The organism is Variovorax sp. 679 (genome assembly GCF_003952185.1).
Classification (GTDB): domain Bacteria; phylum Pseudomonadota; class Gammaproteobacteria; order Burkholderiales; family Burkholderiaceae_C; genus Variovorax.
This window is the reverse complement of the sequence record NZ_RXFS01000003.1, coordinates 1-21895: the sequence shown is the minus strand read 5'-3', so window position 1 is coordinate 21895 and position 21895 is coordinate 1. Positions and strand designations below refer to the sequence as shown.

The following is a 21895-nucleotide window of genomic DNA, read 5'->3' as shown; positions in this document are numbered from 1 at the left end:
TCGGCCTCTTGCCTCAGGTCGTCGGCCTGAAATAGCGGATATCCCAAATATTGCCGTGTCGCTCTTCAGCCAGCACGGCGCGCACGCGCATGCCGACCTTCACCGCCTCGGGCGCGACTTCGCCGAGGTAGTGAACGAGTGCGGTGTCTGCGCCGTCGAGCTTGACCAGACCGACCACATAGGGAAGGGGCATTTGCTGGAGCATGCCGGGCTCGCGCACGATGGTGAAGGCCGTGAGCGTGCCGGTATCACCTGCATCCACCCATTCGTCCAACTCGGCGAAACATTCGGGGCAGCTCATGCGTGGTGGCAGGTAGCTACGGGCGCAGGCCGTGCAGCGGGTGGCCGTGATGCGGCCCTCGTCGCGCAGCGCGGCGAAGAACCGGCCGTTGATCCGGCCCACGTCGTAGTTGATGTCGCAGTACAGCACCGGCTGGCGCAGGACCATGGGCTCGGCGGCTTCGAGTTCAGCTGGATACATCGTCATTCTCCTGTCGGCACCCAATGCAGGATGTCGGTCATCAGACCCTTGCGTTCGTCACGCGGACGGTAGATCGCGCGCACGCGCATGCCGTTGCGTAACTGGCTGGCGTCGGCCTCGCCGATGAAATGCCAGAGGAAGCCGCTGGTGCGGCCTGGTGAATCGACCATCAGCTGGCCGACCGTGTAGTGGCCCTTTTGCACCGAAAGGTCGTTGGTGTCGATGAAGGGCATGTTGAAGGTCATGAAGCCGGCGACTGTCGCTTCGGGCCCCATCTCCACCCAGTTGGGGTCCTTGATGTTCTCGCCGTGGCAGACCGTACATACCGCCTGGGCCGGCAGCATGCTGAAGCCGCAGTGGCGACAGACGATTCCGATCAGCCGGCCGTTGTCGCGCATCTCGCGCGCGAAGCGGCCATTGAACAGGCCCACCGGGTAGTCCATCGAGAAGTACGTGCGCAACCGCGTCGGTGGCACAGGCTTGTGCGTGGTATCGCTCATGGCTTGTCCTTGGAGAGAAGTAGCAGCGGGGTCCAGCCGGTGCCGCCGAACCCGGTGGCGATGCCCAGCCGGGGCTCGCGCGGCACCTGGTGCGCGCCGGCGTCGCCGCGGATCTGCAGCGCCAGTTCGCCGAAGCGCTGGGTCGTGGAGGGCACGCCACCGTTGGTGCAGGTGACGCCGCCGGAGGGATTGATCGGCAGCACGCCATCGATGGCTGTGGCGCCGCTGGCGGCCATCCGCCATGCCTGATTGGGCTCCGCCAGACCCATGGTTTCCATCCACACCAGCTCGGCCCAGGTGCAGGGCTCGTACATCTCGACCACGTCCAGCTGCTGAGCGGGTCTGGTGATGCCATTGCGCTTGTAGAGAATCTCGCAGGCCTTTTGCAGACTGGGCAGCACGCAGCGCTCCTTGGGTGCGATGAAGTCCTGCAGGGCAGACCAATGCTGCGCGGAATGGATGCTCACTACGTCCTGCACCCAGACCGGCTTGTCGGTGATCTGGTCCACCACATCCTCGCTGGCGAAGATGATCGAGGCTGAGCCTTCGGTGATCGGGCACATGTGCAGCTGGCGCATGGGCGCCGTCAGCATCGGGGATTGCATCACCTGCTCGACGCTGAGGCGCTCGCGCAGATGGGCATAGGGGTTCCGAGCGGCGTTTTCGGAGGCCTTGACGCGCGCGATGGCCACCGCTTCCTCGGGGCAGCCCGAGAGCTTGGCGTAGGCCGCGGCCATCAACGACAGCGTGCCGACCGCGCCGATGGCACACCATTTCTCGGTGAGCGCGTGCACGCCTGAGGAGATGCCAGCCTGCAGGAAGGGGCCGCGCGGCATCACGTCGCTCGGCGGGCCGACGAACTTCGAGGTGGTGGAGATCATGGCCACGTCGCAAGCGCCCGCAGCTACATGGTGGATGGCTGATATCGCAGCCGAGCCGCCGACGGTGCCGCCGGTTTCGATCTTGACCAGGGGTTTGCGGTAGTGGCCGACGAAATCGGCCAGCTCCATTTCCGATTCTGCAGTACCGGAAACCCAGTCGATGTCGCCGAGGACAATCTCTTCGACCTGCTTCATCGTGATCCGGGCATCCGCGAGCGCGCGGCGCACGGCCTGGTTGGCCAACTCCGCCTTTGTCAGCGGGCTGTGGGCGGTCATTTCGGTCTGGCCGAAGCCGACGATGGCGACGCGGCGCTTCATGGATTGACTCCCAGAATCATTACTTGGTGGAATTGCCCAGCGGGGCCGGAAGCGAGGTGTGCGAGGCCGGTGCGGGCACGGCCCACCTGGCGCTTGCCGGCTTCGCCGCGCAGTTGCAGCACAATTTCGGCGACCCGCGCCATGCCGATGGTGGTGTGGCTGGTGCCGGAGAGAGCACCGCCGGAGAGATTGACCGGCTGCAGCCCATCGTGGCCGCTGACGCCGGACTCCAGCCAGCGAGGACCTTCGCCCGCTGCGCACAGTCCCAGCCCCTCGTAGGCCATCAGTTCCTGGTAGGCAAACTCGTCGGTGACCTCCAGCAGGTCGATGTCGGTGCGCGGGTTGTCGATACCGGCCATACGGTAGGCCTTCTTGGCCGCCATGGTCAGCACTTCTGAGTCGGCGAGATCACGATCCCCCAGGAAATAGCCGTCGCAGCAGTTGGCCAGGCCCTTGATCCAGACCGGCTTGTCCGTCAACTGTCGGGCGCGCTGCTCATTGGCCAGCAGCATCACGATGGCGCTGTCGCCTTGCGGACGCGACTGCAGCGTGGTGATCGGGTCAGCCAGCATCCTCGCACCAAGCACATCGGCGATGCTGAAGTCGCCCTCGCGCAAGGCCAGGGGATTGTTGCGGGCGTTGCCGAGATTCTTGACCGAGATCGCAGCGAGCTGCTCCGGCGTGATGCCGTACTTGTGCGCATAGCGCTGTACCTGGAGCGCGGCGGCCTGTACGTTGTCCAGGCCCAAGGGCCGGCAGAAGAAGGGGTCGAACACCTTGTTCTCGATGGCATTGCCACCACTGGCCGCCGTCGAATCCTGGCCGACCGCGACCACGAGCACGGTCTCGAATTCTCCCGAGGCGATTTGCCAGAAGGCTTCAAGTACGCCGACGGCACCGTCCTGGTCCACTTTCTCGTCAGGCCGAAGATTGGCACCCGCCACATCGACGATCAGCGACGCAGAGAACGGGCGTGCGATGCGCGAGTGCTCATGGCAGATCAGACTCGCGTCGACGCCACCCTTCTCGTAGGCCGGCAGGAAGCGCAGGCCGGTTTCCTGCAGCACCGGCCGGATTGCCCGGTAGGCCAGCTCTTCGGGTGAGTACGCCCGCTTCTCGCTGTAGTTGACTTGTGCCATCGACACGATGGCTACACGGTTGGACATGTTCATCCTCTCTGGGTTGATCGGGCCCGGCCCTCGACGAGACAGGTCACGGGCAGTCGGAAGGCGCAGGTGCGCCGGCGAAGCGGTCCGCCATCCAGTCCAGGGCGAGCGGATAGCCCAACAGCATCCCGGTCGCGTGCTCGGTGATGCCGATGGTTCGGAAGCTCACCTTCGCCCCGCCGGCGCACCATGCGGTGAAGGTCTTCTTCGTGTTCTCGTAGGGCACAAGCTCGTCGAGCAGGCCGGCGTAGACGAGCGCGGGCACCGCCGGCGTGGCGGTGCCGGTGCGCTGCTGCAGGAAGCGCGCCTTCCAGTCGGAACGCGTCAAGATGCCCGGCCCGTCGACGAGCACCGCATCTCCCAGTCCCGGATAGCTGGCCGCCATGGCGAGCAGGCACTTGTTATTGCGCGCCTCGGCGATGATCGAGCGGCCATAGGGAGTCAGGATGGTGTCGAGGCTCAGCTCGGGATAGGCAGCGTTCAGTCCGATCAGCAGGTACGGGATTGCACCGCCGAAGAGGCCGCCGTTGTTGGCCGCGTACAGGCCATCAATGCTCGACGGCCCGGCGCCCGAGGCCACACCCTTGACCTTCAACGCTGGCGCATAGCTCGGCTGCAGCTCGGCAGCGATGGCCGAGGCGTGCCCGCCCTGCGAGTAGCCGACGAGGCCGACCGGTGCCTGGGCCGACAAGTTCGCCCCGCCCAGTTGTTGGGCCGCGATCACTGCATCGAGCATGGCCCGACCCGCAGGCGCCGCGACGCCATAGGTGTGGTCGCCCGGCGTGCCGAGGCCCTGGTAGTCGGTCATGGCGATGGCCCAACCGCGGGCCAGCGTCCAGCCGATGGGGCCGGCGATCGCCTCGTACTCGGTGCCGACGGCGAGTTGGTGCGACGGGGCGCAGCGGTCCGCAATGCCCTGCGTGCCCGACGCCCATCCGACGATCGGTCGCGGCGAAGACTGGAACCATGGCAGCCACGGCACCATCACGTTCCCAGTGACGGCGACGGCGTTGCCGTTGACGTCGGTCGACTTGTACATGATCTGCCAACCCCAGGCGGGCAGTCCCAGCGGCACATAGGCGCGCGAACGGATGAGTGTGCCGTGCGGCCCCTCGGGCAATGGCGACGGCGGCGCGTAGAAGGGGTCACCCGCCGGGTCCTGCAGCGGGCCAGCTACCGCGGCGGCCGACGCACCCAGGCAGAGCATCAGCGCGGCCATCCATCGGCCCAGCATCCGGCCCAGCGACCGGACGCGTCGAACCACCGGCAGATTCATCAAGCGATTCATTCTTTGTCTCCTGTTGTGTTGTTCTTCAGTGCCAAGGGCCGGCGAGTGGCGGGCCTCAGACGCCCCGGAAGGCCGGCGCGCGCTTCTCGCCATAGGCGGCGAGCCCTTCGCTAAAATCATGGGAGCGTGTGTGCTGCAGGCATTCGAGCAACTCGTCGCGCAACGCCAAGTCGAGCGGCTGATCCAGGGCGCGCTCGGCGATGGTCTTCATGCGGCGCAGAACCAGAGGGCTCTTGCCGGCCATGCGGGCCGCCAGAGCGGCAACCGCCGGCTGCAGCTCAGAATCGGCCACCACCTCGTTCAACAAACCCCAGGCCTGCATCTGCGCGGCACTCATCAAGTCGCCGGTGAATAACAACTGTTTTGCACGTGGCAGGCCGATCCGGCGCGGGAGGACCGCCGCACCTCCGCCGCCGGGGAACACACCGTAGTTCGCGTGGCCGTCGCCGATCTTCGCGCTCGCCGCGCCCACGAGAAAGTCGCAGCACATCGCCAGCTCGAGACCCCCGGCGACCGTCAGGCCGTTCATCGCGCCGATGACCGGCTTGGGCATATTGCGTAACTGCGAGAGCGTGGACAGGGTCAGGTCGGAGAAGTTCGGCTCGCCCGGGGCGGCATCGATGGCGCCGCGCAGGGCCTTCAGATCGGCGCCGGCGCAGAAGGCCCGGCCTGCGCCAGTCAGCACGAGCACCTTCTGCGAAGCGTCGGCCGCGACCTCCGTCAGCGCCGCCGACAGCTCCTGCAGCATTCGCAAGTTCACCGAATTGAGTTCAGCGGGACGGTTGAGCGTGATCCATGCGACGGACTCCCGCTGCTCGTGGATGATGGTCTGGTAGGTCATTGCGGTCTGTCTCCTTGCATGGACGCGTCGCAATGGTGCGGCGCCCCCCTCCCGGGCGCACCCCTCGTGTTGAGGGGGCGGGTTGCAGCGGAGAGCGTTCCGAGGAGGCGCTCCCTAAAATCCCTCGTGCAAGGAGCCCGCCTTTTGCCGCTCGACCACCTTCTCATTCCGACCAAGTTCGCGCCGCCGCGCATCAGCCCGCAATCGACCGCGCGGACCCGCCTGCTGGCGCGGCTTCGCGAAGCGCGCGACTGCCGGCTTGCGCTGGTGTGCGGCAGCGCGGGCTTCGGCAAGACAACGCTGCTGGCGCAGTGGCGCCAGGAACTGCTGAAAGCCGGCGAGCAGGTGTCGTGGCTCTCGCTGTCGCAGGAGGAGCAGCAATTTCCACAGTTCCGCGCCTACCTCCTGGGCGCGCTGCAGCAGGCCGGCTTGGCCGTTGAAGACAGCACCGCCCTGCCTTCCGAGGCACGCGCCGAGCTGCCAGTGGCGCAGACCGTCGCCACCATCGTCGATGCGGCCTGTCAGTCGAGCAAGGCCCTCTACCTCTTCATCGACGACTACCACCATGTCGACGACCCGCTGACGCATGCGTTGATACAGGGCCTGCTGGACCACTGTCCCGAGGAGATGCACCTGGTCCTCGCATCGCGCACCTCGCCGCCGCTTGCTGTGAGTCGCATGCGCCTCACCGGCGAGCTGAGCGAAATCGCCCTCGCAGACCTGCCATTCGATTTCCATGAGACGCAGGACTTTCTGGCCAAGCAGCTCGGCGAAGTTACGCCCGACGACGCGCGCCTGATCCACGACATCACTGACGGCTGGCCCCTGTGCGTGCAGATGATCTGCATCCGACTCAAGCGCGCGTCGGGCAACCGCGCGCTGCTATCACAACTGGTGCACCACCGCGGCGACCTGCAACGCTACCTGTCGGAGGACGTGGTGCGCGACCTGGCGCCCGAACTCGTTGACTTCATCGAGAAAATCTCGATCTGCCGGCGCTTCAATGCCGACCTGGTCCACTACGTCACGGAGAGCCCGCAGGCCCGGGCTCTGCTTGATCAGTTGGAGCGCGAAAACCTCTTGCTCCTACCCGTCGAGATCGACAGTCCCACGCCGTGGTATCGCCTGCATCCGCTGTTTGCCAGCTTCCTGCAGGAGCGCCTTTCAGCGCGCGATCCGCAGCAGGTGCGCGCGGCTCATGCGCGCGCGAGCCATTGGTTCGAGGCACACGGCTCGTTGATCGAGGCCCTGCGGCACGCCTACCACGCGGACGATCTCGAGGCCGCAGCTCGGCTGGTGGAGCGCGCTGACCTGCCGGTGCGCAGCATGAGCTTCATCAGCACGCTGCAACGCTGGATGAGTCAGCTCTCGGCCGAGGTGCTGATGGCCCACCCCCGGCTGCTCGTGCTCGGTTGCTGGGCGCTTGTCGCCACTTGCCGATGGAGAGATGCGCAGGCCTGGCTCGATCGGCTGCAGCAAGGTCAAGCAATGCTGGCCCCCGAGTTCGCCCTGCACGCACGCTACCTGCGCGCCAGTATCGCGCTTCAGCGCGATGACACCAGTGCCGCGTTGGCGCTGATCGCGCCTTCGGACTTCGATGCCTTGCAGGAACGGTTCCTGCGCCAGGCCCACCTAGCCATACTCAGCTTTGCGTATTGTGCGGAAGGCCGCTACGCCGACGCACGGAGCCTGCACTGCAACCTCGCACGCCTGTCGCGTGCAGAGTTGTTGGACGACATGGCGCTAGTGGCCGAGTCGACCTTGCTACTTAGCCATCTACTGGAGGGCTCCAACACGGAGGCGATCCGGATTGCCGGGCCGCTGGTTGTGCGCTCCGAGGACGCGCACGGCCGTCGCTCGGTGTCTGCCGTGAACTGCGCGGCTTTCGCCGCCGATGCGTACTACGAAGCTGATCGCCTCGCCGAGGCGCGCGACGTGCTCGCCCACCGCCTCGATCTGCTGCGCTTCTCGTCCCCGGAGCCGATGGTGCGCGCCCTCATCGCGCGTAACCGGCTGGCGGGCTTGCAACTGTCACCACTAGAAACGCTCCAGGGTCTGGCCGAAGACGAATCCCAATATCGCGACCAAGCGCTCGATCGCCCATTGGCGTATGTGCTGGCCGAGCAGGCGCGCCTACATCTGCGGCTTGGCCGCCAGGAGATCGCGCAGCAGATACAGGCCGAGCTCGATGCGCTGGCTGAACGCCATCGCGGCGCCGCGGGTTTCCTTGCCGAAATCGACGCCATTGCCGCGCTGGCGGCGGCGCGCCTCGCTCTAGCCGAAGGCCACGGGGACGCGGCATTGCCTGCGCTCGGGCGCCTGCGGCAGCACGGCGTCACGTTCGCCCGCCAAAAGAGCGTGGTGCTGGCCGACCTACTGTCAGGCTGCGCCTTCGATCAGATGGGGCGCGAGGCGGAATCGAGACACGGGCTGATGGTCGGCATTGAGGCCGCGCTGCGTCTGGGTCTGGTGCGCACCGTGTTGGACGAAGGCGAAGCCCTGCATGTTCTACTCAGGAAACTGGTGACGACGCTGGAGGCCGGCGACACCCGGGATTACCTCGCCGACCTGCTGCAGCGAGCCGACGCCGCGCGCACATCCCGACTACCCTTGCGAGAGGCTGCGGTGCAGGACCAAAACATGAAGCCGCGCGAGATCGAGATCCTGCAACTGCTCGGTCAATCGATGTCCAACAAGCGGATCGCGCTGACCCTGAATATCACGCTCGAAACCGTAAAGTGGAACCTGAAGAGCATCTTCGGCAAGCTTGGCGTCCCGAGCCGGTACGACGCGGTGATGGTGGCACGCAAGCGCGGACTGATCGACTGAGTCGTTTGCCGCAGGCTCCACTCGAAAAGAGGGGTGATCGCTTTTCTGGCGCACACCAGAATCTTCGTCGCAGTCCAGAGGTCGGACTGCTCCACACGAAAGATGTCGTATGGCAGAAGAAGAGCGCGCTGTGCCTGCCCCCGAAATGCTGCCGAGCGACGAAGAGCGGGAGATGTTGCGCGAAAGCCTGCGCCGTCTGCTTGAACGGCTCTGGCCCGCCGAGCGCGCCATAGCGCTGGCTGCCGACACGCAAGCGATTGCGTCGATCTGGCACGCACTGGCGGAACAGGGCGTGGCAAGCCTGGGCCGCGATCCGCTCGAAGGCGGTCTGCGCGAGATTACAGTGGCGCTGGAAGAACTAGGGCGTGCGGGCTGTCCCGCGCCGCTGGTCGGCGCCGTGCTTGTGAATATGGTGCTTTCGCCGCTGCGAAGCAGTTCGCAGGAAACGGATGATTTGCTGGACGCGCTCCATCGGGGCGACGCCACCATCGCCTTCGCACTAGGTAGCTTTGACGGCGATCCGTGCGCTGGCACGCTTCGGTGGAACAGTGATCGGTTGCAAGGGTGCGTGGACTTTGCCGAGGGCTGTGCGACAGCCACTCACGTGCTCGTGCTGGCCGACCAAGGTCCATTGCTGGTAGTTGTGCCGCGCGGTGCACCGGGTCTGGCCATCGAGGAAACGCCGGGTCTGGCGATCCCGCCCTTGGCTCGGCTGACCTTCGACTGCGTGGCCGCAGTCCCTTTGGCCATTTCGCAGCAACTGGCCGAGGATCTCCACCAGATCGCAGGGCTGGCCTTGCTGGCGCGCAGTCTAGGTGCTGCACAGCGCGGCTTCGACATGGCGGTCGAATATGCGAAGGAACGCCGTCAGTTCGGCCAACCGATCGGCCGCTTCCAGGCACTTCAGCACAAGCTCGCGAACGCTCTGATGAGCCTGGAGGCTGCGAGGCTATTGCTGAACAACGCGGCCCGCAGCTACGACTTCGGCATGGACAACTGGCGTGTGCTCGGCGCGAGCGCGCGCGCTTTTGCCGGCCCTGCTCTGCGCCGGGTGGCGCTGGAGGTGCACCACACCTTCGGTGCCGTCGGCTACTCGGAAGAACATGAGGCACCTCGGCATTTCCGGCGAATTCATGCCGACCTGGCACGCCTGGGTGGGGTGCGCCGTGCCCGGGAGCAATTGGCCCAGGCGCTGCTCGACCAGGGGCAGGCACTTCCAGAACAGGATCTGGGGACTGCGGGCAATGCATTTCGCGTGGAAGTGCGCGACTGGCTGAAGGACAACTGGGTGCCCGAAAGCCGGGAAGACGAGATTGACCGACCGTACGAAGAATGGGGCTACGACACCAGGTTCACCGCATTGCTGGGCCGCAAAGGATGGAACAGTCTGAGTTGGCCCAGCGCCTACGGCGGCGAAGGCCGCACGCCCCGCGAGCAATTGGCTTTCATGGAAGAAATTCAGCGCGTCGGCGCGCCGATGGGTGGCCGTGGGGACATCCAGGCTCATGCCCTGATGTCGTTCGGCACGCCAGCGCAGAAGGCTGAGTTCCTTCCCAAGCTCGCTCGCGGGGAAATCACCTTCTGCCTAGGCTACAGCGAACCCGGCTCGGGCTCCGACCTCGCCTCGATGCAGACCACCGCCGAGCGCGACGGCGACGAATGGGTGATCAATGGACAGAAAATCTGGACCACGGCCGCAGAGAAAGCCGACTACATGTGGCTAGCGGCGCGCACCGATCGGACTGCGCAGCGGCCGCACGCCGGCATCAGCCTCTTCATCGTGCCAATGAAGACTCCGGGTCTCACGGTGCGCCCGTCGATGGCCATGTACGGGCACACTTTCTGCCAAGAATTCCTCGACAACGTGCGAGTATCTGCACATGCGCTTGTCGGTGAGGTCAACCAAGGTTGGACGATCCTCACCTCCGCATTGGCCACCGAGCGAATGATGATGGGCAGTTTCATCGCTAACGCGCGTGCCGAATTCGAATGCTTGGTCCGATGCGTGCGCGAGGTCGACGACAGCCTGCAATCAGGCCGTACCGATGGTGCCGTTCGTGATCGCATTGGAGCGCTCGCCGCCCAGGTCGAGGCCGGACGGCAGTTGTTCATGAACAGTATTGAAATGGCGGAGAAAGGCAAGGCCCCGATCCATGAAGCCGCCATGAGCAAGGCGTACACCGGCGAACTGATGGAGCAGTTGGGGCAAGTCTCGCTCGATATTCTGGGCGCTGCGGCGACGCTATCCAAGGGGGCGCATGGCGCGGTCGCCGCGGGCTGGTTCGAGCAACTGCTGCGTTTTTCGATCGTGACCGTGATCGGCGGTGGCACGGCGGAGATTCAGCGGAACTTGATCGCTCTGCATGGGTTGGGATTGCCGCGCTCCTGATCGGGGCTCGCTACTCTTGGGAAAAAAAAAGACCATTACGGATCTACCCGTCTTCCCCCCGAGCTGCACGCGGTTGAGAAAGCGACCACTTGATTGGGACCCCACCGAGGCAAGGTGTTTCTGAGAGAGAGAGAGAAAATTCGCCCTCATCTAGCTTTCATAAGAGAAGCGCACAGGCCGCCCACGGGCAAAGATGTGATCAATCCGAAACTTCATTCGGCGGCTCCCAAGAATGAGCGCTTACTAGCGGCCTATGCACTTTCCGTGAACTTCCGTTCCTGGTTGATAGTACCCGTCGAGCGAGGCCGAGGGATGCCGGCAGCCGCTGCATACCTGCCTCTCGCAGTGATGAACTATTGACCTGAGTGCAGCACGTTTTTACTGGTTGCTTTGCGCTCTCAACTTCCGATAACCGGGCGTTTATGTGCCTATCGTTATCGTCGGTTGGGCAATAGGCTCGTCGTTGGCGCGAAAGCGGTTTCTATCAGCGGTGCCCTGATGGGACAGGGCATGGTCCAACAGGCCGAAATACGGAGCGTCGCACGCGTTGGGCGGCTGCTTCAAGACTGATTGCGGTCAGCCGGCATCGCCCGTCGGATGTCTGCTGTGCGCCGCAATCAAGCCATCCGCAGCGCATTGATCCGTCTCACCACCGTAGCAATGACGACGGATTTGCGCTGCTCAATCGTCGCTCGCTTAGATTTCCGTCTGCTCCGAGATCTCGAGGGCGTCATCCACCTCGATGCCCAGGTATCTGACCGTCGACTCAAGCTTTGAATGGCCGAGCAGCAACTGCACCGCACGAAGGTTTCTCGTCCGCCGGTAGATCAGCGTAGCCTTAGTCCGACGCATCGAGTGAGTTCCGTAGTCGGTGGGATCCAGTCCCAGCTCTCTGACCCAGCCACTCAGTATTCGGGCGTACTGCCGGGTGCCGAGGTGCGGCGAGCCGTGCATTCGGCTCGGGAACAGGAAGTCGTCCGATCGCAGGCCGGCACGCTGGATCCACGCATGCACAGCCTCTCGGGTTCCGGGCGTGAGCTCGAATTGCACCGGACGCTGGGTTTTGTGCTGCATCACCGTCGCCCGTGGTGCAACCTGCTCCCCGTGGCAGACGTCTCTGACCTTCAGGCTGACAAGATCGCAGCCGCGCAGCTTGCTGTCCAAGCCCAAGTTGAAGAGAGCCAGTTCGCGCACTCGACCCTCTAGTTGCAGCCGCACCCGCAGCGCCCAAATGTCCTTGAGCTTGAAAGGCGCCTTCTGGCCGACGATCTTGCCCTTGTTCCAGGGCACTCGGCAGCTTGCAGTGTTTACTGATCCCATGATGGTCTCCCATCGAGTTGAGGGAGGCTAAGCATGCGCGTGCCGGACCGCAGCTGTGCTTGTTGCAGCCGCGAAGCAGCGCCTGCGTTCACTGAGTTAGGGATCAGCTTTCGCGACTATGTTTTACCTATGGCAAGGGGCACAATCGGCCACAACCGGTCGTTGGCAACGAGTGCTCAATTTACCGCCAAGCGGGCATTCGAATTCGTTTCAACGATAAGCAAGAACTGCGGCCATCCGTACATTAGAAATATTCCGATCGTTTGACCCATGACCACCTTCGCAGAACGCCGGAAGTCACTACCTTTGCAGCTAGCCCTCGAAGGGCGGCGATGGAAGCTGTATCAGTTCAATTCTGCGAAGAACGATCAGATGAACTGGGAAATGAAAATGCTGCGGTGCTTCATTTCTGCCGACGATTTAGTTCGCTGGGAGAACGGACGACAGCAGGTCAAGAGATTCATTGAAAGCGATGAAGTGCTCTCTTCATTGGTGAAGTTCGTTCAGGCCGATGAGGTTGGTGAGGACTATTTGATCCACGCGAAGCCGCCATACGACGGCGGCTACTCGTTGGCGATGCTGCACGATTGGCGCGCCCAGGCAGACGAAGGCGCTCCGCCCTTCGGGTGTATAGAAGCCGGCAACGCGCTTGCAATCGGCACGACAGATGCGATTGCAAAGGCCCTGCGCAAAGGGCGCGAAGTGGATCTCCCGTTGATCGAGTCGGCGCTCCTTGGCCCAGGCGATGACACCTTCTATTTTTCTGACGGCATCTGGTACGTCTATGACGTCACGCCGACAGGCGAGGCGAGCTGAGGTCGGGGCTGATCCGTTGCGCCGGCAACTCATGCGGCTACAGTCGGCCACAACCGGCCGTTCACAATGGACGCTCACAGATGGCCTGACATCCAAAATGCTTGATCTCTATGCCCCCATTGAGCCAGGAAACTCTGCCGCAGGATTCAGGATAGGGCAGTCACTATCGAGCATAGAACCGTTCCTTCAAGACGTTAGTCATGTTGACTACGCGCCTGACCGTGTTTTCGGCGCGCGAGCAGCTTGGGTGCATTTACGTTTTCGAGGGCTATTTGGGCACATACGAAGGCGTGCGGGTCGGTGACATGCTGTCAGCGCTGCCAACGTCCGAGGCATTCGAATTTGATGATGGCGACGAGATGTATTACCGCCACGATGGCGACGGGCAATACCTTCCCGGCTTTGCGGTTGTCGCGGAGGTGGCCGAGACGCCAGAGCGCGCTTCAACTCAGGTCACCGGCTACTGTGTCCACAACTGGAACATCCTCCGAGCCCGGGCTTGATCGCGTAAGGCATTGGGGGAACTGCGGCTACAGACGCGGTCTTGCGAGCAAACCCATCTCGCCCTCCGGCCAAAAGTCGGTCGGTCGCAGCGACCGGAAAAATTAGCTCAACAGCAACTTTTGCACTTCCGAGAATGCCAACCGATCTGACATGTCCGAGTTGTGACCTTAGGGTCTCTATTGGTGGCTACTTCACCAATCATAAAGACGGCTTCAGCGGCAGAAGCCTCGTTCCCTGTGGAGCATGCGGGACGCAACATGCGATCAAGCATGGGATACGCGACTCCGGTCCAGAGTACTTTGACATCCAGAAGGTCATTGTTGACTCTTTCCCTCCAGGCGCGCTTGACCGAGTCGTGGTGCGAGTTCAGAAGTTCCGCAAACCAAAGACGACACTACCGGAAGCGCTAGCGATTGCGACGGATGCGCCATTCACGCTGGTCGAATCCACCTCCGCTAGCCAAGCCCTTCAGATCGTAGAAGATCTTGAAAGGATCGAAATCCATTCTCATCGGGAGACCATTGGCCGTGAGCGAAACCCACTCTTCGGTTTGGCGCAAGCTGACCGTATCGCATATCACGCTCGACCTCAGCATGGTGATGTGGTGCTCCCATGGCTGGAAACGGAAGAGCCGGCGCCGGCGGAAGTATCAGCGATGCGTTGCATGGCGTGCGGTCGCGTCGGAACTTTACTTCGCACTCCCCCTGCTGCTCTTTGCTGCCCGGCATGCGGAAGGGCAAATTTGGCCGAGGCAGGTTCTTGGCTCACCTAGTAGTCAGTAGCAAACGGCTAGGTTCGGCCAATACCGGTCGCTCACGGACTGACCTGAAATCATCCGGAAGCAGACGCTCTCACCAATTACAGGTTCTTCATGAACGATCCAGCGCGCATTCCGCAAGCGATCTTTGATGCCGTCTCACCACTTCTGGAGCCGGAGTGGGTCGAACTGATTGTTGACTACAGCGTAGACGAAACCCAAAGCGACATGGCGGCGAGCTATTCGGTCCAAAAGGGCGGGCACCTCGAAGAGGTTGCAATTTTGCTCCCGCAGGTCGTAGATGGATTATTTCGAGACCTGAGGGGCAGTCTTCCTGATCGGGCAACGCAAGCATTCTCGACCTGCCGTTACCGCGTTACGCGAAGCGGCTCCTTCGAAGCCGAGTATTCCTACGACAAAGTCGACTGGGATAGCCTGTTGGCGCGCTCCGGATGGAACTTCCCGGACATCGCGACCAAGCGAACACAGTGAATGGTGCTGCCCCGACGTGCGGCTACAGTCGGCCATCAGCGGAAGTTCGCCCGCAGTTCCCAGTTCGCCATGAAGCCGACGTTCAGCTCTGTCGCCCAGCGTGAATGGCCGTGCCTGAGATCATTCGTGTGGAAGGCTCGGCGAGCTTGGCTCGCAGGCTCGTTCATTGATCTGATATTCCATTTGCAGTGCGACCCATGCTCGCATCCACGAGCCGTAGCGCCGCTGAATGTCGCACAGGCTGCGATCCAGTTGCGCGGCAGGCGAGACGGAATCCGATAGAGAAAGCGGATGTACCGTCGCTTTGAGAGCGCTTGCCGACACAGTTTTCAAGATCAAGCCTGCACTTGTGCGCACGGGTCCGCCGGAATCGCTCACTGCAGTGACGCTCGCTCGGCCTGTGCGGGACCAAGCGTCCGCGGCGAAGGCCAGCTTGATGTCATCGATGCCCTCGCGCACCCTGATTTCCATGGCGTCTCGCCGCCAGAACGCCACCGCATTGACGACGTAGGTCCAGATGCCGCCTGCATCGAGCTTGAATCGCGCGCTGTCGTGCTCGGGGCCCCAGGCGTTCGCGTCGAGTTCTTGCGCCAATGCCGTCGCACGATCATTTCCACCAATGGCCTCCACCAGCGCCAATGCAGCCGGCAGCGACGCGCTGACGCCGGTCGTCGTCGCCACGTCTCTATCGACGACATAGCGCCGATCCGGGACGTAGCTTGCTGTCGGATAGCGTTCGAGAAGCTCGCGGCGGTCGTACCAGTGACCGGCAAAGCGCCGGCCGTCGAGCAGACCGGCCTTGCCGAGCACGAGCGCTCCGGAACAGATGCCGATGATCTTTGCCCCCTTGCCAGCCTGCGCTCGCAGCCATGCCAGGACGGCAGGATCGTCGTCGACGTGCATGGCTGGCACGATGACGTAGTCGGCGCCCTGGGGGTGACGTCGGTCAAAGCTTTCGATGTCCGTCTTTAGATCGATCTCCAGCGCGGGCATCAGCGTCACTTTTCCTTGCCTTGGCGCAACCGCCTCCAGCTCGGCCACGGCGGCTCGTCGGAGCACCGCATACGGCACTAGGAAATCTGTGGTTTCCGTGCCCCCGTTGAGTGCGAGTACCGCGACCACCGGAATGCGCCGGTTCGGGCGCAGTGCATCGACAAACGTGGGCCCATCCGCGCCCGCTTCATTCGCCTGAGTGCGACTGACCGGCGTCGATCGCGACATTGCGGAATCCATCGAACAAGCTATCAGGCCGCTCCCAAACACTACGATGCAGCCAGCAATCTTCCATACCCAGCCCATGTCCAACCTTTGCATTCGAAAAATAGGCAAGCATGCACTTCGATCACAAACCTGAGAAGGACGAAGAGGCCGCGATTTCCGCCATAACGCGCACGGTGGTGTTGGTGGCGTTCGATGGAGTAGAGGTACTCGATGTCGCGGGACCTGCCAGCGCGTTCAGCAAGGCAACAGAACTGGTGCCGGACGCTTATCGGCTTGTAGTCGCATCGCCCGATGGAGGAAGCATCACGACGAATTCTGGCTTGACGCTCTCTGACACCCGGCCGTTGCATGCCATCGACAGCCCCATCGACACCCTCATCGTGGCGGGAGGCGATGAGCCCGCGTTGCGCACGGCAATTCTCGATCGCGGCGTGAGCGACTGGGTCGCCGACGTAGCGCCCCGGGTGCGGCGCGTGGCAAGTGTGTGTACCGGCGCTTTTGCGTTGGCGGCAGCTGGTCTTCTGGACCGGCGAAGGGTGACGACGCATTGGCGCGCTTGCGAGTCGCTCGAGTCCTTGTTTCCGCTGGCCGAGGTGCAGCGCGATCGCATCTATGTGAATGACGGGCCGGTCTGGACCTCCGCTGGGGTAACGACCGGCATCGATCTCGCGCTGGCCTTGATCGAAGCCGATCTGGGTCGCTCTATCGCGGTCGAGATTGGACGCAATCTGGCGCTCTACATGTTCCGCGGCGGTTCTCAACCCCAGCGGAGTCCTGTGCTTGACGCGCAGGCTGGGGCCTCCACGCGCCTGCGCGAATTGGTTGCGTGGATTGCGACGAATTTGGCCGAGGACTTGTCGGTCGACGCGCTGGCTACGCGTGCCTGCATGAGTACAAGGAACTTCGCGCGTGCCTTCTCGCAGGAGGTCGGCTCAACGCCCGGACGCTTCGTGGAGGCCCTCCGGGTCAGCCATGCCACTGCACTGCTGCTACAGACCGATTGGTCGCAGGACAAGATCGCGAGCCACAGCGGCTTTGGCTCCCTCGACGCATTTCAACGTGCCTTTCGCCGGCAGCAACCAGGAATGACGCCCGATGGCTACAGAGGCCGCCGCCAACAATAGGCGGCGCAGAAGTCAACCTATTCCAACACGGCACGACGGTGGGTCACGGCTTGATGAGGCTGCGATTGTTCGATCAAGGCTGAGGAGCCAAGCGGCGCCTTTGGAGCGGAACGAACGACCGCAGAGGGGCCCGAAGCGACTGGTAGCAGACAGGCTACAGTCGGCCAAGAGCGGACTTTCCGATCTGCTGCGAAAACTCAGCCCTCAGATGACCCTCGACGATCTAACCGTTGGCTTTCACCACCTCCAGCGCGAGACGATGCTCTCAGATTGGACGTGGCTCCTTGGCACGAGCGCTCTCCCTGTGCTGGTTACCGCCGTCGGGAACGCATTTGTGGAGGAATCGAGCAGCGGCGAAATCAAACTGCTCGATGTCGGTTCAGCGGACTTGATTCTGATCGCCGCGTCGACCGTCGAATTCGAGGAGCTGCTCGCGCAGCGGGAGTTTGTTGCCAAGTTCTTTGACGTTCAACTCGTTGGCGAACTCTTCAATTCTGGGCAAACCCTGGCCGCTGGAGAACTGTTCGGATTCAAGCGGCTGCCGACCATGGGAGGCGACTACGTCATCGACAACTTCGAGGCCACAGACATCGAAGTGCACTTCAGTGTCAACGGCCAGCTCCAAGCGCAGCTCAGCCGGCTCAAACCGCAGACGGTCATCCGTTCGGTGAGCATCAGGGACGCTGGCCACTAAGGCAGCCCGAGTTGCCAGTCACTAGGCCTGGAGGTCTTTGAGGAGTTGAGCAAGGTGAAACTGTTCGCTACTCCACCGAGTAGCGAAATACGCCCAAAAATATTGGGTCAGCGGCGACTGGCCTTTTCACCTTTTCTGGCGCATACGCAAAATCAAACTGAACAGTTACCCAGCGCGCTTCTGAAAGTTTTCGACGTTTTGCCGTTCTCACTGCAGCGTCTATGAAGCTGACAGAGTACGAAATCTCTTTCAGCAGGCGCTCCACCTTTGTCAGCTCGAACGAAAAACAGTTCGCTTCTTGGTTGTCCAAGCTGTAGTAGCCGACTCCGCAGAGATCTTGCAACACATCGTTCGATCCATCGCCGTGTCGTGAGTAGCCGAGCCAGATGGAAACCTCACCGGGGCTTTCGAAGCCTTGCGTGTAAAAGTCTTCGTCTTCGGAGTAGTCGCGGCGTGCCATAAGGATGCGAGGAGTTGAAGAAGTATGAGCGAATGCCCGAAGCTGGCCGGCAACTATAGTTAGCTGATGCCGCAGCGGCCGAGTCCACTGTCGCGTCCGATCGTTGCCTGCCAATACATGAGCTTTTCCTTAACACTTTCAACGGCTGATCGAACCCGGTTCTGAGAATGCGCAGCCGGTACACCCCGACAGGCTGATGGCATCTATAACCTTGGCGCTCACGGCAATCTTGTTAAGTTCATCCACGACGAGCCAGTTCAAATTGGCGATTCCTGACTCATCGAGCACGATTTTCCGAGCGACAAGGACGTCTCCAAGCTCCTCATCAAGGTCAACATCGGATTTTCTAAGATCGAGTGCTCGAGGGCGCATGAGGGAGTTCAATGCGAAAAATTGCTGCCCATCGAACTTGCTACCGTTATAGGAGACTGCAACGGGAAACAACTCGACTTCCGCGCCGACGAGTTGAAGAGCCGCGGCAAGCTTGCGAGAAACGATATCGATGTGAAGCGACCTCATGAAGTCAACGAGACCCCGAGGTGAATCAGGTGAGTCGGATACGTCGAATTCGAGACTCGGATACTGGTCTGCTAGGCTGACGCCTCCCCAGTATTGAAAGTTCAAGACTTCGTGCGAGTTCACTAGCCTGCATTCTGGATATGGGACATTACCGGAAACGTCACGGTGAAGAATCCAATGCATTTTCTAGAGTAAAAGTATGAGGGGAAGGTCGAAACAGGTGACCACCGGCAAGGATGAGAGTTAGCCGCGACCGGCCGCTTCTGGCCGCATTCTGCCGTCAGGCAGATGTTCGCCGTATCTCGCTAAATCGCATTCGCCGAAGGTCGCCCTGCGATTCAAGTTGACCGGATTCGACAAGCAGCCTGACCCGCTTCGCGAAGAAGGCGTCGGGAACCCCGCTTGGGAGGTCCCGCGTCGACAGCATCGCCATCCCGACCACGCGTGCGACCTTCCTCCAATCGTCGGAGACTTGCGAAAGAAGTGCCGTATCGATAAGCGCAAGTTCAGCTTGAGACAGCTTTGCAACCCGTGCGCCCTCTGCGGGCGAAAGCTCAGTGTTGCAAATTTCTTCGTTCACGGAGCTACCTGCAATGTCGTAGAAGCCCTCGGAGTCAAATCGGCAGCACCATTTGACGTGAGACCAAGTGCCCGTTGAGTTGGCCTCAACGACTCCGCGAGCAAACAGCACTTCGTGCGTGCCGTCGTCATAGAGGTTATCTTCTTGAACCTCAATAGGGAGACCTTCAACGAGCAGGACGGGCGAGCCGTTGATGTCCTTCCGGAAATCAGTCTGCGACAGCATGATGAGATCGCGCTCAAGCAATTCGTTGAAATCGACTGAAAAACGAGATGTCATATCGAATGTCTGGTTCTGGCCGAATGTAGCCGGCAGCGCTGCTGGCGCGAAGGCGGAAAACCGAGCATCTGCCTATGCCTGAAAGCGGAATTTAGCGATGCCAGCACTCTTGTGAATCGCCAGCAACTCCGGCATCCACGTCGACGCGGCGATTTTTTGCTTGTCCCGCAGGATGCTCCTCAGGGGCGAGTGGCTTGTGTGCGCCAAAAGCCACCACGCGCAATTGGCTTCTATCGGCTCCAAATTGCACCATTACATCTGCCACCGCATCAGCGCGTCGCTTCGCTAGTTGCTCTGGGTGAGCTTCGTGCCGCGAAGCATGGCCTTCGATGATGACCGGCTCTCGGTTCCCTATTGCAGCACATGCGGCGAGCCGAAGCTTTAGTAGGTCTTTCTGAGATTCAATCTTCGAATCGTTCTCCGCAAATCTGACAGTAGGTTGTGCGTAGATGATCGACATCGACCAAGTAAGTATGGGGAAGCACACAGCGAGCAAGATCAGCGTTGTGGTTCGGATTAAGTCGTTGCGATTTCGCATCTTCATTTCTACTTCAGCTTCTGGCCGCATTGTGCCGGCCCGGCGAACGGCCGGTTCTGGCCGATAGTACCCATTCGCGCGAGGCCGAGGGATGTCGGCAACCGCTGCAAAGCGGGCAGCCGCTGCTAGTTCGCAGTTAGCCCGAGCGGCCTCTGCTCGAAAGCAAGGAATCACCCGATTGCGATGCGTCTCGCGATATCCCCGATAGTGAGCCCGCGTGACTGTGTGTACGAATCTGCCGCAGATTGCCCCGCTGCCTCCGCGCTCACACCATTAGGTCCGGCCCGAGCCTAGCCGCGATAGGGAGCGAAACGGATTGCTAGGCGTAGCTTGCTCACCTAGCCGGCGCACGTTGTAGAGGCTTGCCGCTGCGCATATTTGTGGCCATAGCGCGTGCGCTCTCAAGAGCCTCTACGTCCGACTGAACAGCACGGTCGAACGATCTGGCGATGAACTCGCGGCGGGCACGGGAATTCGCGGCCCAGCGTCGAGCTATCGTGGTGGGGCGCGTTTCTGTAGCCATCCCAATATTTTCTCCCTTATTTGTACAGACCAGACATCAGAGCGCCCACCTACCCCAGCATAGCCGTCCTTCGTGTTCGTCCGCTTCAGACTGAGGCTGTGTGAAAACGGGCGAAGTCGATGCTTTCGAGGGTACCCAAGCCATTCCCGATGGTCTTGATCGTTGATCCTGGAACGATCTGAGAGTTCGAGCGCGAAGGGAACGCACTTCTCAAGCGTTTTCACACGGCCTCGACTGGGCGCAGACCTTCATCCTCAGTGCGCAACTGACCGCTGCCGGTCTAGACAGGATCTAGTAAATAATTGTTGAAAACAAGAGAGTTCTTTTTTTCTCTCTATTTGGAAAACAAAGATTCATAAATATTGAGTCCAGTATCAAGTAATGTCTAAATTCATCAAGTAATTTCTTGATGCGCAGAGGAGAGGTCTGCAGAGGCGTTGAGAGTGCATCGAAATTAGTGCGTAGTCCTTGTCGGCCCGTCGAATTTCGGAAATACTTAGGCGCTGTGAAGCACCACGATTTTCATTCCGCAGATGAGGCTTCGTCGCCGTCGTCAGCGATTGAGGCGTTGACCTTCAATCGCCTTTTTGATCAATTCGGACCGTTGCTCCCAGTTGAAGACGCCTGGAAGCTGCTTCATTTTCCAACTAGGGATTCATTCAATCGTGCGATCCTAAAGGGACGCTTGCCGCTTCGCCTTATCCGGCCACCGGGTCGGCGCGTAGGGTTCTTGGCCACCGTTGCTGTGGCCGCCTATCTAGCCACACTCGCGACAGATGCTGCCGAGGAGGATTCAACCATGTAAAGCAAAACGCCGACTCCCCTTTCGAGAAATCGGCGCAGCCAGCAGCCGGTGAGAACTGCCTAAGGATTTCAGGCCCCTTGGCAAAGTATCTCCCCAGCTGAAGGCCGCGTCAAGCCTTCCTGCGCCTGTTTTATCAGCAGGCCGAATTGGAGAGATACATATGAAAAATCCCAGTCGCGAGGTCATCACGCGCTCACCGAAGCGCATGGTCGGCATCCTCAATTGCAGGTGGTTTCAACCCACTGCCATTCATCATGAAAGCCGCCTGGAGAAGCATTTTGTGCTGCGCACAATGCTCTCTCCGCTTGTTCGCAGCATCCAGCATCAGCCATTCACCTTGAACCTTGGCGATAGCCGAAGCTATACGCCGGACTTCCTGCTGACCTTTTCCAATGGGCAGAGCGCCGTCGTGGAGGTCAAACGCTCAGAACGAATTCCCGCTCTGAAGGAGCGTTTTGACGAGATCACCAGGCGCCTAGCGGCGGACGGTCAAATCTTTTTCGTGGTTCACCAGGGACAGATCGAGGGACAGCGGCGCGCCGAGCGCGCCGCCCTGCTGAGGCGCTACGC

Annotated in this window: 20 protein-coding genes; 8 read left to right on the top strand and 12 right to left on the bottom strand. The window is 61.5% G+C overall.

All coding sequences use genetic code 11. The annotated features are described in order from the left end of the window. Positions 1-13 precede the first annotated feature (13 nt). From EJO71_RS07425 to EJO71_RS07400, 6 genes are read right to left on the bottom strand one after another with little or no spacing between them, the layout of a single operon-like run. A complete protein-coding gene (locus tag EJO71_RS07425) occupies positions 14-481 on the bottom strand; it encodes a Zn-ribbon domain-containing OB-fold protein (RefSeq protein ID WP_125948597.1) in 468 nt (155 codons plus the stop codon). Between the two features lie 2 nt (positions 482-483). After that, positions 484-981 (bottom strand): zinc ribbon domain-containing protein, encoded by a 498-nt coding sequence (locus EJO71_RS07420; RefSeq protein WP_125948598.1) that lies wholly within the window; start codon positions 979-981, stop codon positions 484-486. Continuing rightward, positions 978-2180 carry a hypothetical protein gene (locus EJO71_RS07415; protein ID WP_062469625.1) on the bottom strand — a complete coding sequence of 401 codons (1203 nt, stop codon included), beginning with the start codon at positions 2178-2180 and terminating at the stop codon, positions 978-980. Before EJO71_RS07415 ends, EJO71_RS07420 begins: the two co-directional genes overlap by 4 nt. Next, entirely contained in the window at positions 2177-3346 is a 1170-nt protein-coding gene (locus EJO71_RS07410) for a thiolase family protein (RefSeq protein ID WP_240651342.1), read from the bottom strand. Before EJO71_RS07410 ends, EJO71_RS07415 begins: the two co-directional genes overlap by 4 nt. A gap of 46 nt (positions 3347-3392) precedes the next feature. Continuing rightward, entirely contained in the window at positions 3393-4634 is a 1242-nt protein-coding gene (locus EJO71_RS07405) for a lipase family protein (protein WP_164546795.1), read from the bottom strand. Between the two features lie 55 nt (positions 4635-4689). Next, positions 4690-5475 carry an enoyl-CoA hydratase/isomerase family protein gene (locus EJO71_RS07400; RefSeq protein WP_062469617.1) on the bottom strand — a complete coding sequence of 262 codons (786 nt, stop codon included), beginning with the start codon at positions 5473-5475 and terminating at the stop codon, positions 4690-4692. A gap of 144 nt (positions 5476-5619) precedes the next feature. Here EJO71_RS07400 and EJO71_RS07395 point away from each other — a divergent pair, with 144 nt between their 5' ends. Together EJO71_RS07395 and EJO71_RS07390 are read left to right on the top strand one after the other, a co-directional pair. Beyond that, positions 5620-8304, top strand: coding sequence for a LuxR C-terminal-related transcriptional regulator (locus tag EJO71_RS07395; protein WP_125948601.1), 2685 nt, complete (start codon positions 5620-5622; stop codon positions 8302-8304). A 109-nt stretch (positions 8305-8413) separates the two neighbouring features. Next, positions 8414-10693, top strand: a complete 2280-nt coding sequence (locus EJO71_RS07390; protein ID WP_125948602.1) for an acyl-CoA dehydrogenase family protein — start codon at positions 8414-8416, stop codon at positions 10691-10693. A 696-nt stretch (positions 10694-11389) separates the two neighbouring features. On the opposite strand, the gene EJO71_RS07385 is transcribed toward EJO71_RS07390, so the two are convergent. Further along, positions 11390-12013: a tyrosine-type recombinase/integrase gene (locus EJO71_RS07385; RefSeq protein ID WP_125948603.1), complete on the bottom strand. Its 624-nt coding sequence runs from the start codon at positions 12011-12013 to the stop codon at positions 11390-11392. 270 nt (positions 12014-12283) lie between these two features. On the opposite strand from EJO71_RS07385, the gene EJO71_RS07380 reads away from it, so the two are divergent. From EJO71_RS07380 to EJO71_RS07370, 3 genes are all read left to right on the top strand, one after another. Then, on the top strand, positions 12284-12829 hold the full coding sequence (locus tag EJO71_RS07380) for a hypothetical protein (RefSeq protein WP_125948604.1): 546 nt from the start codon (positions 12284-12286) through the stop codon (positions 12827-12829). Between the two features lie 200 nt (positions 12830-13029). Further along, entirely contained in the window at positions 13030-13332 is a 303-nt protein-coding gene (locus tag EJO71_RS07375; protein ID WP_125948605.1) for a hypothetical protein, read from the top strand. A gap of 872 nt (positions 13333-14204) precedes the next feature. Beyond that, positions 14205-14582 carry a hypothetical protein gene (locus EJO71_RS07370; protein ID WP_125948606.1) on the top strand — a complete coding sequence of 126 codons (378 nt, stop codon included), beginning with the start codon at positions 14205-14207 and terminating at the stop codon, positions 14580-14582. Positions 14583-14702: 120 nt separating this feature from the next. Here EJO71_RS07370 and EJO71_RS07365 read toward each other — a convergent pair whose 3' ends face one another. Further along, positions 14703-15803 carry a DJ-1/PfpI family protein gene (locus tag EJO71_RS07365; RefSeq protein ID WP_240651343.1) on the bottom strand — a complete coding sequence of 367 codons (1101 nt, stop codon included), beginning with the start codon at positions 15801-15803 and terminating at the stop codon, positions 14703-14705. Between the two features lie 110 nt (positions 15804-15913). On the opposite strand from EJO71_RS07365, the gene EJO71_RS07360 reads away from it, so the two are divergent. Together EJO71_RS07360 and EJO71_RS07355 are read left to right on the top strand one after the other, a co-directional pair. Further along, positions 15914-16927: a DJ-1/PfpI family protein gene (locus EJO71_RS07360; RefSeq protein WP_125948608.1), complete on the top strand. Its 1014-nt coding sequence runs from the start codon at positions 15914-15916 to the stop codon at positions 16925-16927. A gap of 208 nt (positions 16928-17135) precedes the next feature. Beyond that, positions 17136-17621 carry a T6SS immunity protein Tdi1 domain-containing protein gene (locus tag EJO71_RS07355; protein WP_164546796.1) on the top strand — a complete coding sequence of 162 codons (486 nt, stop codon included), beginning with the start codon at positions 17136-17138 and terminating at the stop codon, positions 17619-17621. Positions 17622-17688: 67 nt separating this feature from the next. On the opposite strand, the gene EJO71_RS07350 is transcribed toward EJO71_RS07355, so the two are convergent. The 4 genes from EJO71_RS07350 to EJO71_RS07335 form a co-directional block, all read right to left on the bottom strand. Beyond that, positions 17689-18081: an immunity 22 family protein gene (locus tag EJO71_RS07350; RefSeq protein ID WP_240651344.1), complete on the bottom strand. Its 393-nt coding sequence runs from the start codon at positions 18079-18081 to the stop codon at positions 17689-17691. A gap of 138 nt (positions 18082-18219) precedes the next feature. Beyond that, the gene (locus EJO71_RS07345; protein WP_125948610.1) at positions 18220-18723 is read right to left on the bottom strand and encodes a hypothetical protein; all 504 of its coding nucleotides are present in this window, start codon (positions 18721-18723) and stop codon (positions 18220-18222) included. A gap of 157 nt (positions 18724-18880) precedes the next feature. Next, positions 18881-19459, bottom strand: a complete 579-nt coding sequence (locus EJO71_RS07340; RefSeq protein WP_125948611.1) for a DUF3658 domain-containing protein — start codon at positions 19457-19459, stop codon at positions 18881-18883. Positions 19460-19550: 91 nt separating this feature from the next. Beyond that, positions 19551-20003: an OmpA family protein gene (locus EJO71_RS07335; protein ID WP_164546797.1), complete on the bottom strand. Its 453-nt coding sequence runs from the start codon at positions 20001-20003 to the stop codon at positions 19551-19553. Positions 20004-21485: 1482 nt separating this feature from the next. Between EJO71_RS07335 and EJO71_RS07330 the strand changes: the two genes are divergently transcribed. Next, a partial coding sequence (locus EJO71_RS07330; protein WP_206169006.1) for a TnsA endonuclease N-terminal domain-containing protein occupies positions 21486-21895 on the top strand: 410 nt, incomplete at its 3' end.

Excerpts from the sequence above, each read along its gene's own strand:
- EJO71_RS07425 (WP_125948597.1), bottom strand. The coding sequence starts at position 481 with ATGTATCCAGCTGAACTCGAAGCCGCCGAGCCCATGGTCCTGCGCCAG.
- EJO71_RS07420 (WP_125948598.1), bottom strand. The coding sequence starts at position 981 with ATGAGCGATACCACGCACAAGCCTGTGCCACCGACGCGGTTGCGCACG.
- EJO71_RS07415 (WP_062469625.1), bottom strand. The coding sequence starts at position 2,180 with ATGAAGCGCCGCGTCGCCATCGTCGGCTTCGGCCAGACCGAAATGACC.
- EJO71_RS07410 (WP_240651342.1), bottom strand. The coding sequence starts at position 3,346 with ATGTCCAACCGTGTAGCCATCGTGTCGATGGCACAAGTCAACTACAGC.
- EJO71_RS07405 (WP_164546795.1), bottom strand. The coding sequence starts at position 4,634 with ATGAATCGCTTGATGAATCTGCCGGTGGTTCGACGCGTCCGGTCGCTG.
- EJO71_RS07400 (WP_062469617.1), bottom strand. The coding sequence starts at position 5,475 with ATGACCTACCAGACCATCATCCACGAGCAGCGGGAGTCCGTCGCATGG.
- EJO71_RS07390 (WP_125948602.1), top strand. The coding sequence starts at position 8,414 with ATGGCAGAAGAAGAGCGCGCTGTGCCTGCCCCCGAAATGCTGCCGAGC.
- EJO71_RS07385 (WP_125948603.1), bottom strand. The coding sequence starts at position 12,013 with ATGGGATCAGTAAACACTGCAAGCTGCCGAGTGCCCTGGAACAAGGGC.
- EJO71_RS07380 (WP_125948604.1), top strand. The coding sequence starts at position 12,284 with ATGACCACCTTCGCAGAACGCCGGAAGTCACTACCTTTGCAGCTAGCC.
- EJO71_RS07375 (WP_125948605.1), top strand. The coding sequence starts at position 13,030 with ATGTTGACTACGCGCCTGACCGTGTTTTCGGCGCGCGAGCAGCTTGGG.
- EJO71_RS07370 (WP_125948606.1), top strand. The coding sequence starts at position 14,205 with ATGAACGATCCAGCGCGCATTCCGCAAGCGATCTTTGATGCCGTCTCA.
- EJO71_RS07365 (WP_240651343.1), bottom strand. The coding sequence starts at position 15,803 with ATGTCGCGATCGACGCCGGTCAGTCGCACTCAGGCGAATGAAGCGGGC.
- EJO71_RS07360 (WP_125948608.1), top strand. The coding sequence starts at position 15,914 with ATGCACTTCGATCACAAACCTGAGAAGGACGAAGAGGCCGCGATTTCC.
- EJO71_RS07355 (WP_164546796.1), top strand. The coding sequence starts at position 17,136 with ATGACCCTCGACGATCTAACCGTTGGCTTTCACCACCTCCAGCGCGAG.
- EJO71_RS07350 (WP_240651344.1), bottom strand. The coding sequence starts at position 18,081 with ATGGCACGCCGCGACTACTCCGAAGACGAAGACTTTTACACGCAAGGC.
- EJO71_RS07340 (WP_125948611.1), bottom strand. The coding sequence starts at position 19,459 with ATGACATCTCGTTTTTCAGTCGATTTCAACGAATTGCTTGAGCGCGAT.
- EJO71_RS07335 (WP_164546797.1), bottom strand. The coding sequence starts at position 20,003 with ATGAAGATGCGAAATCGCAACGACTTAATCCGAACCACAACGCTGATC.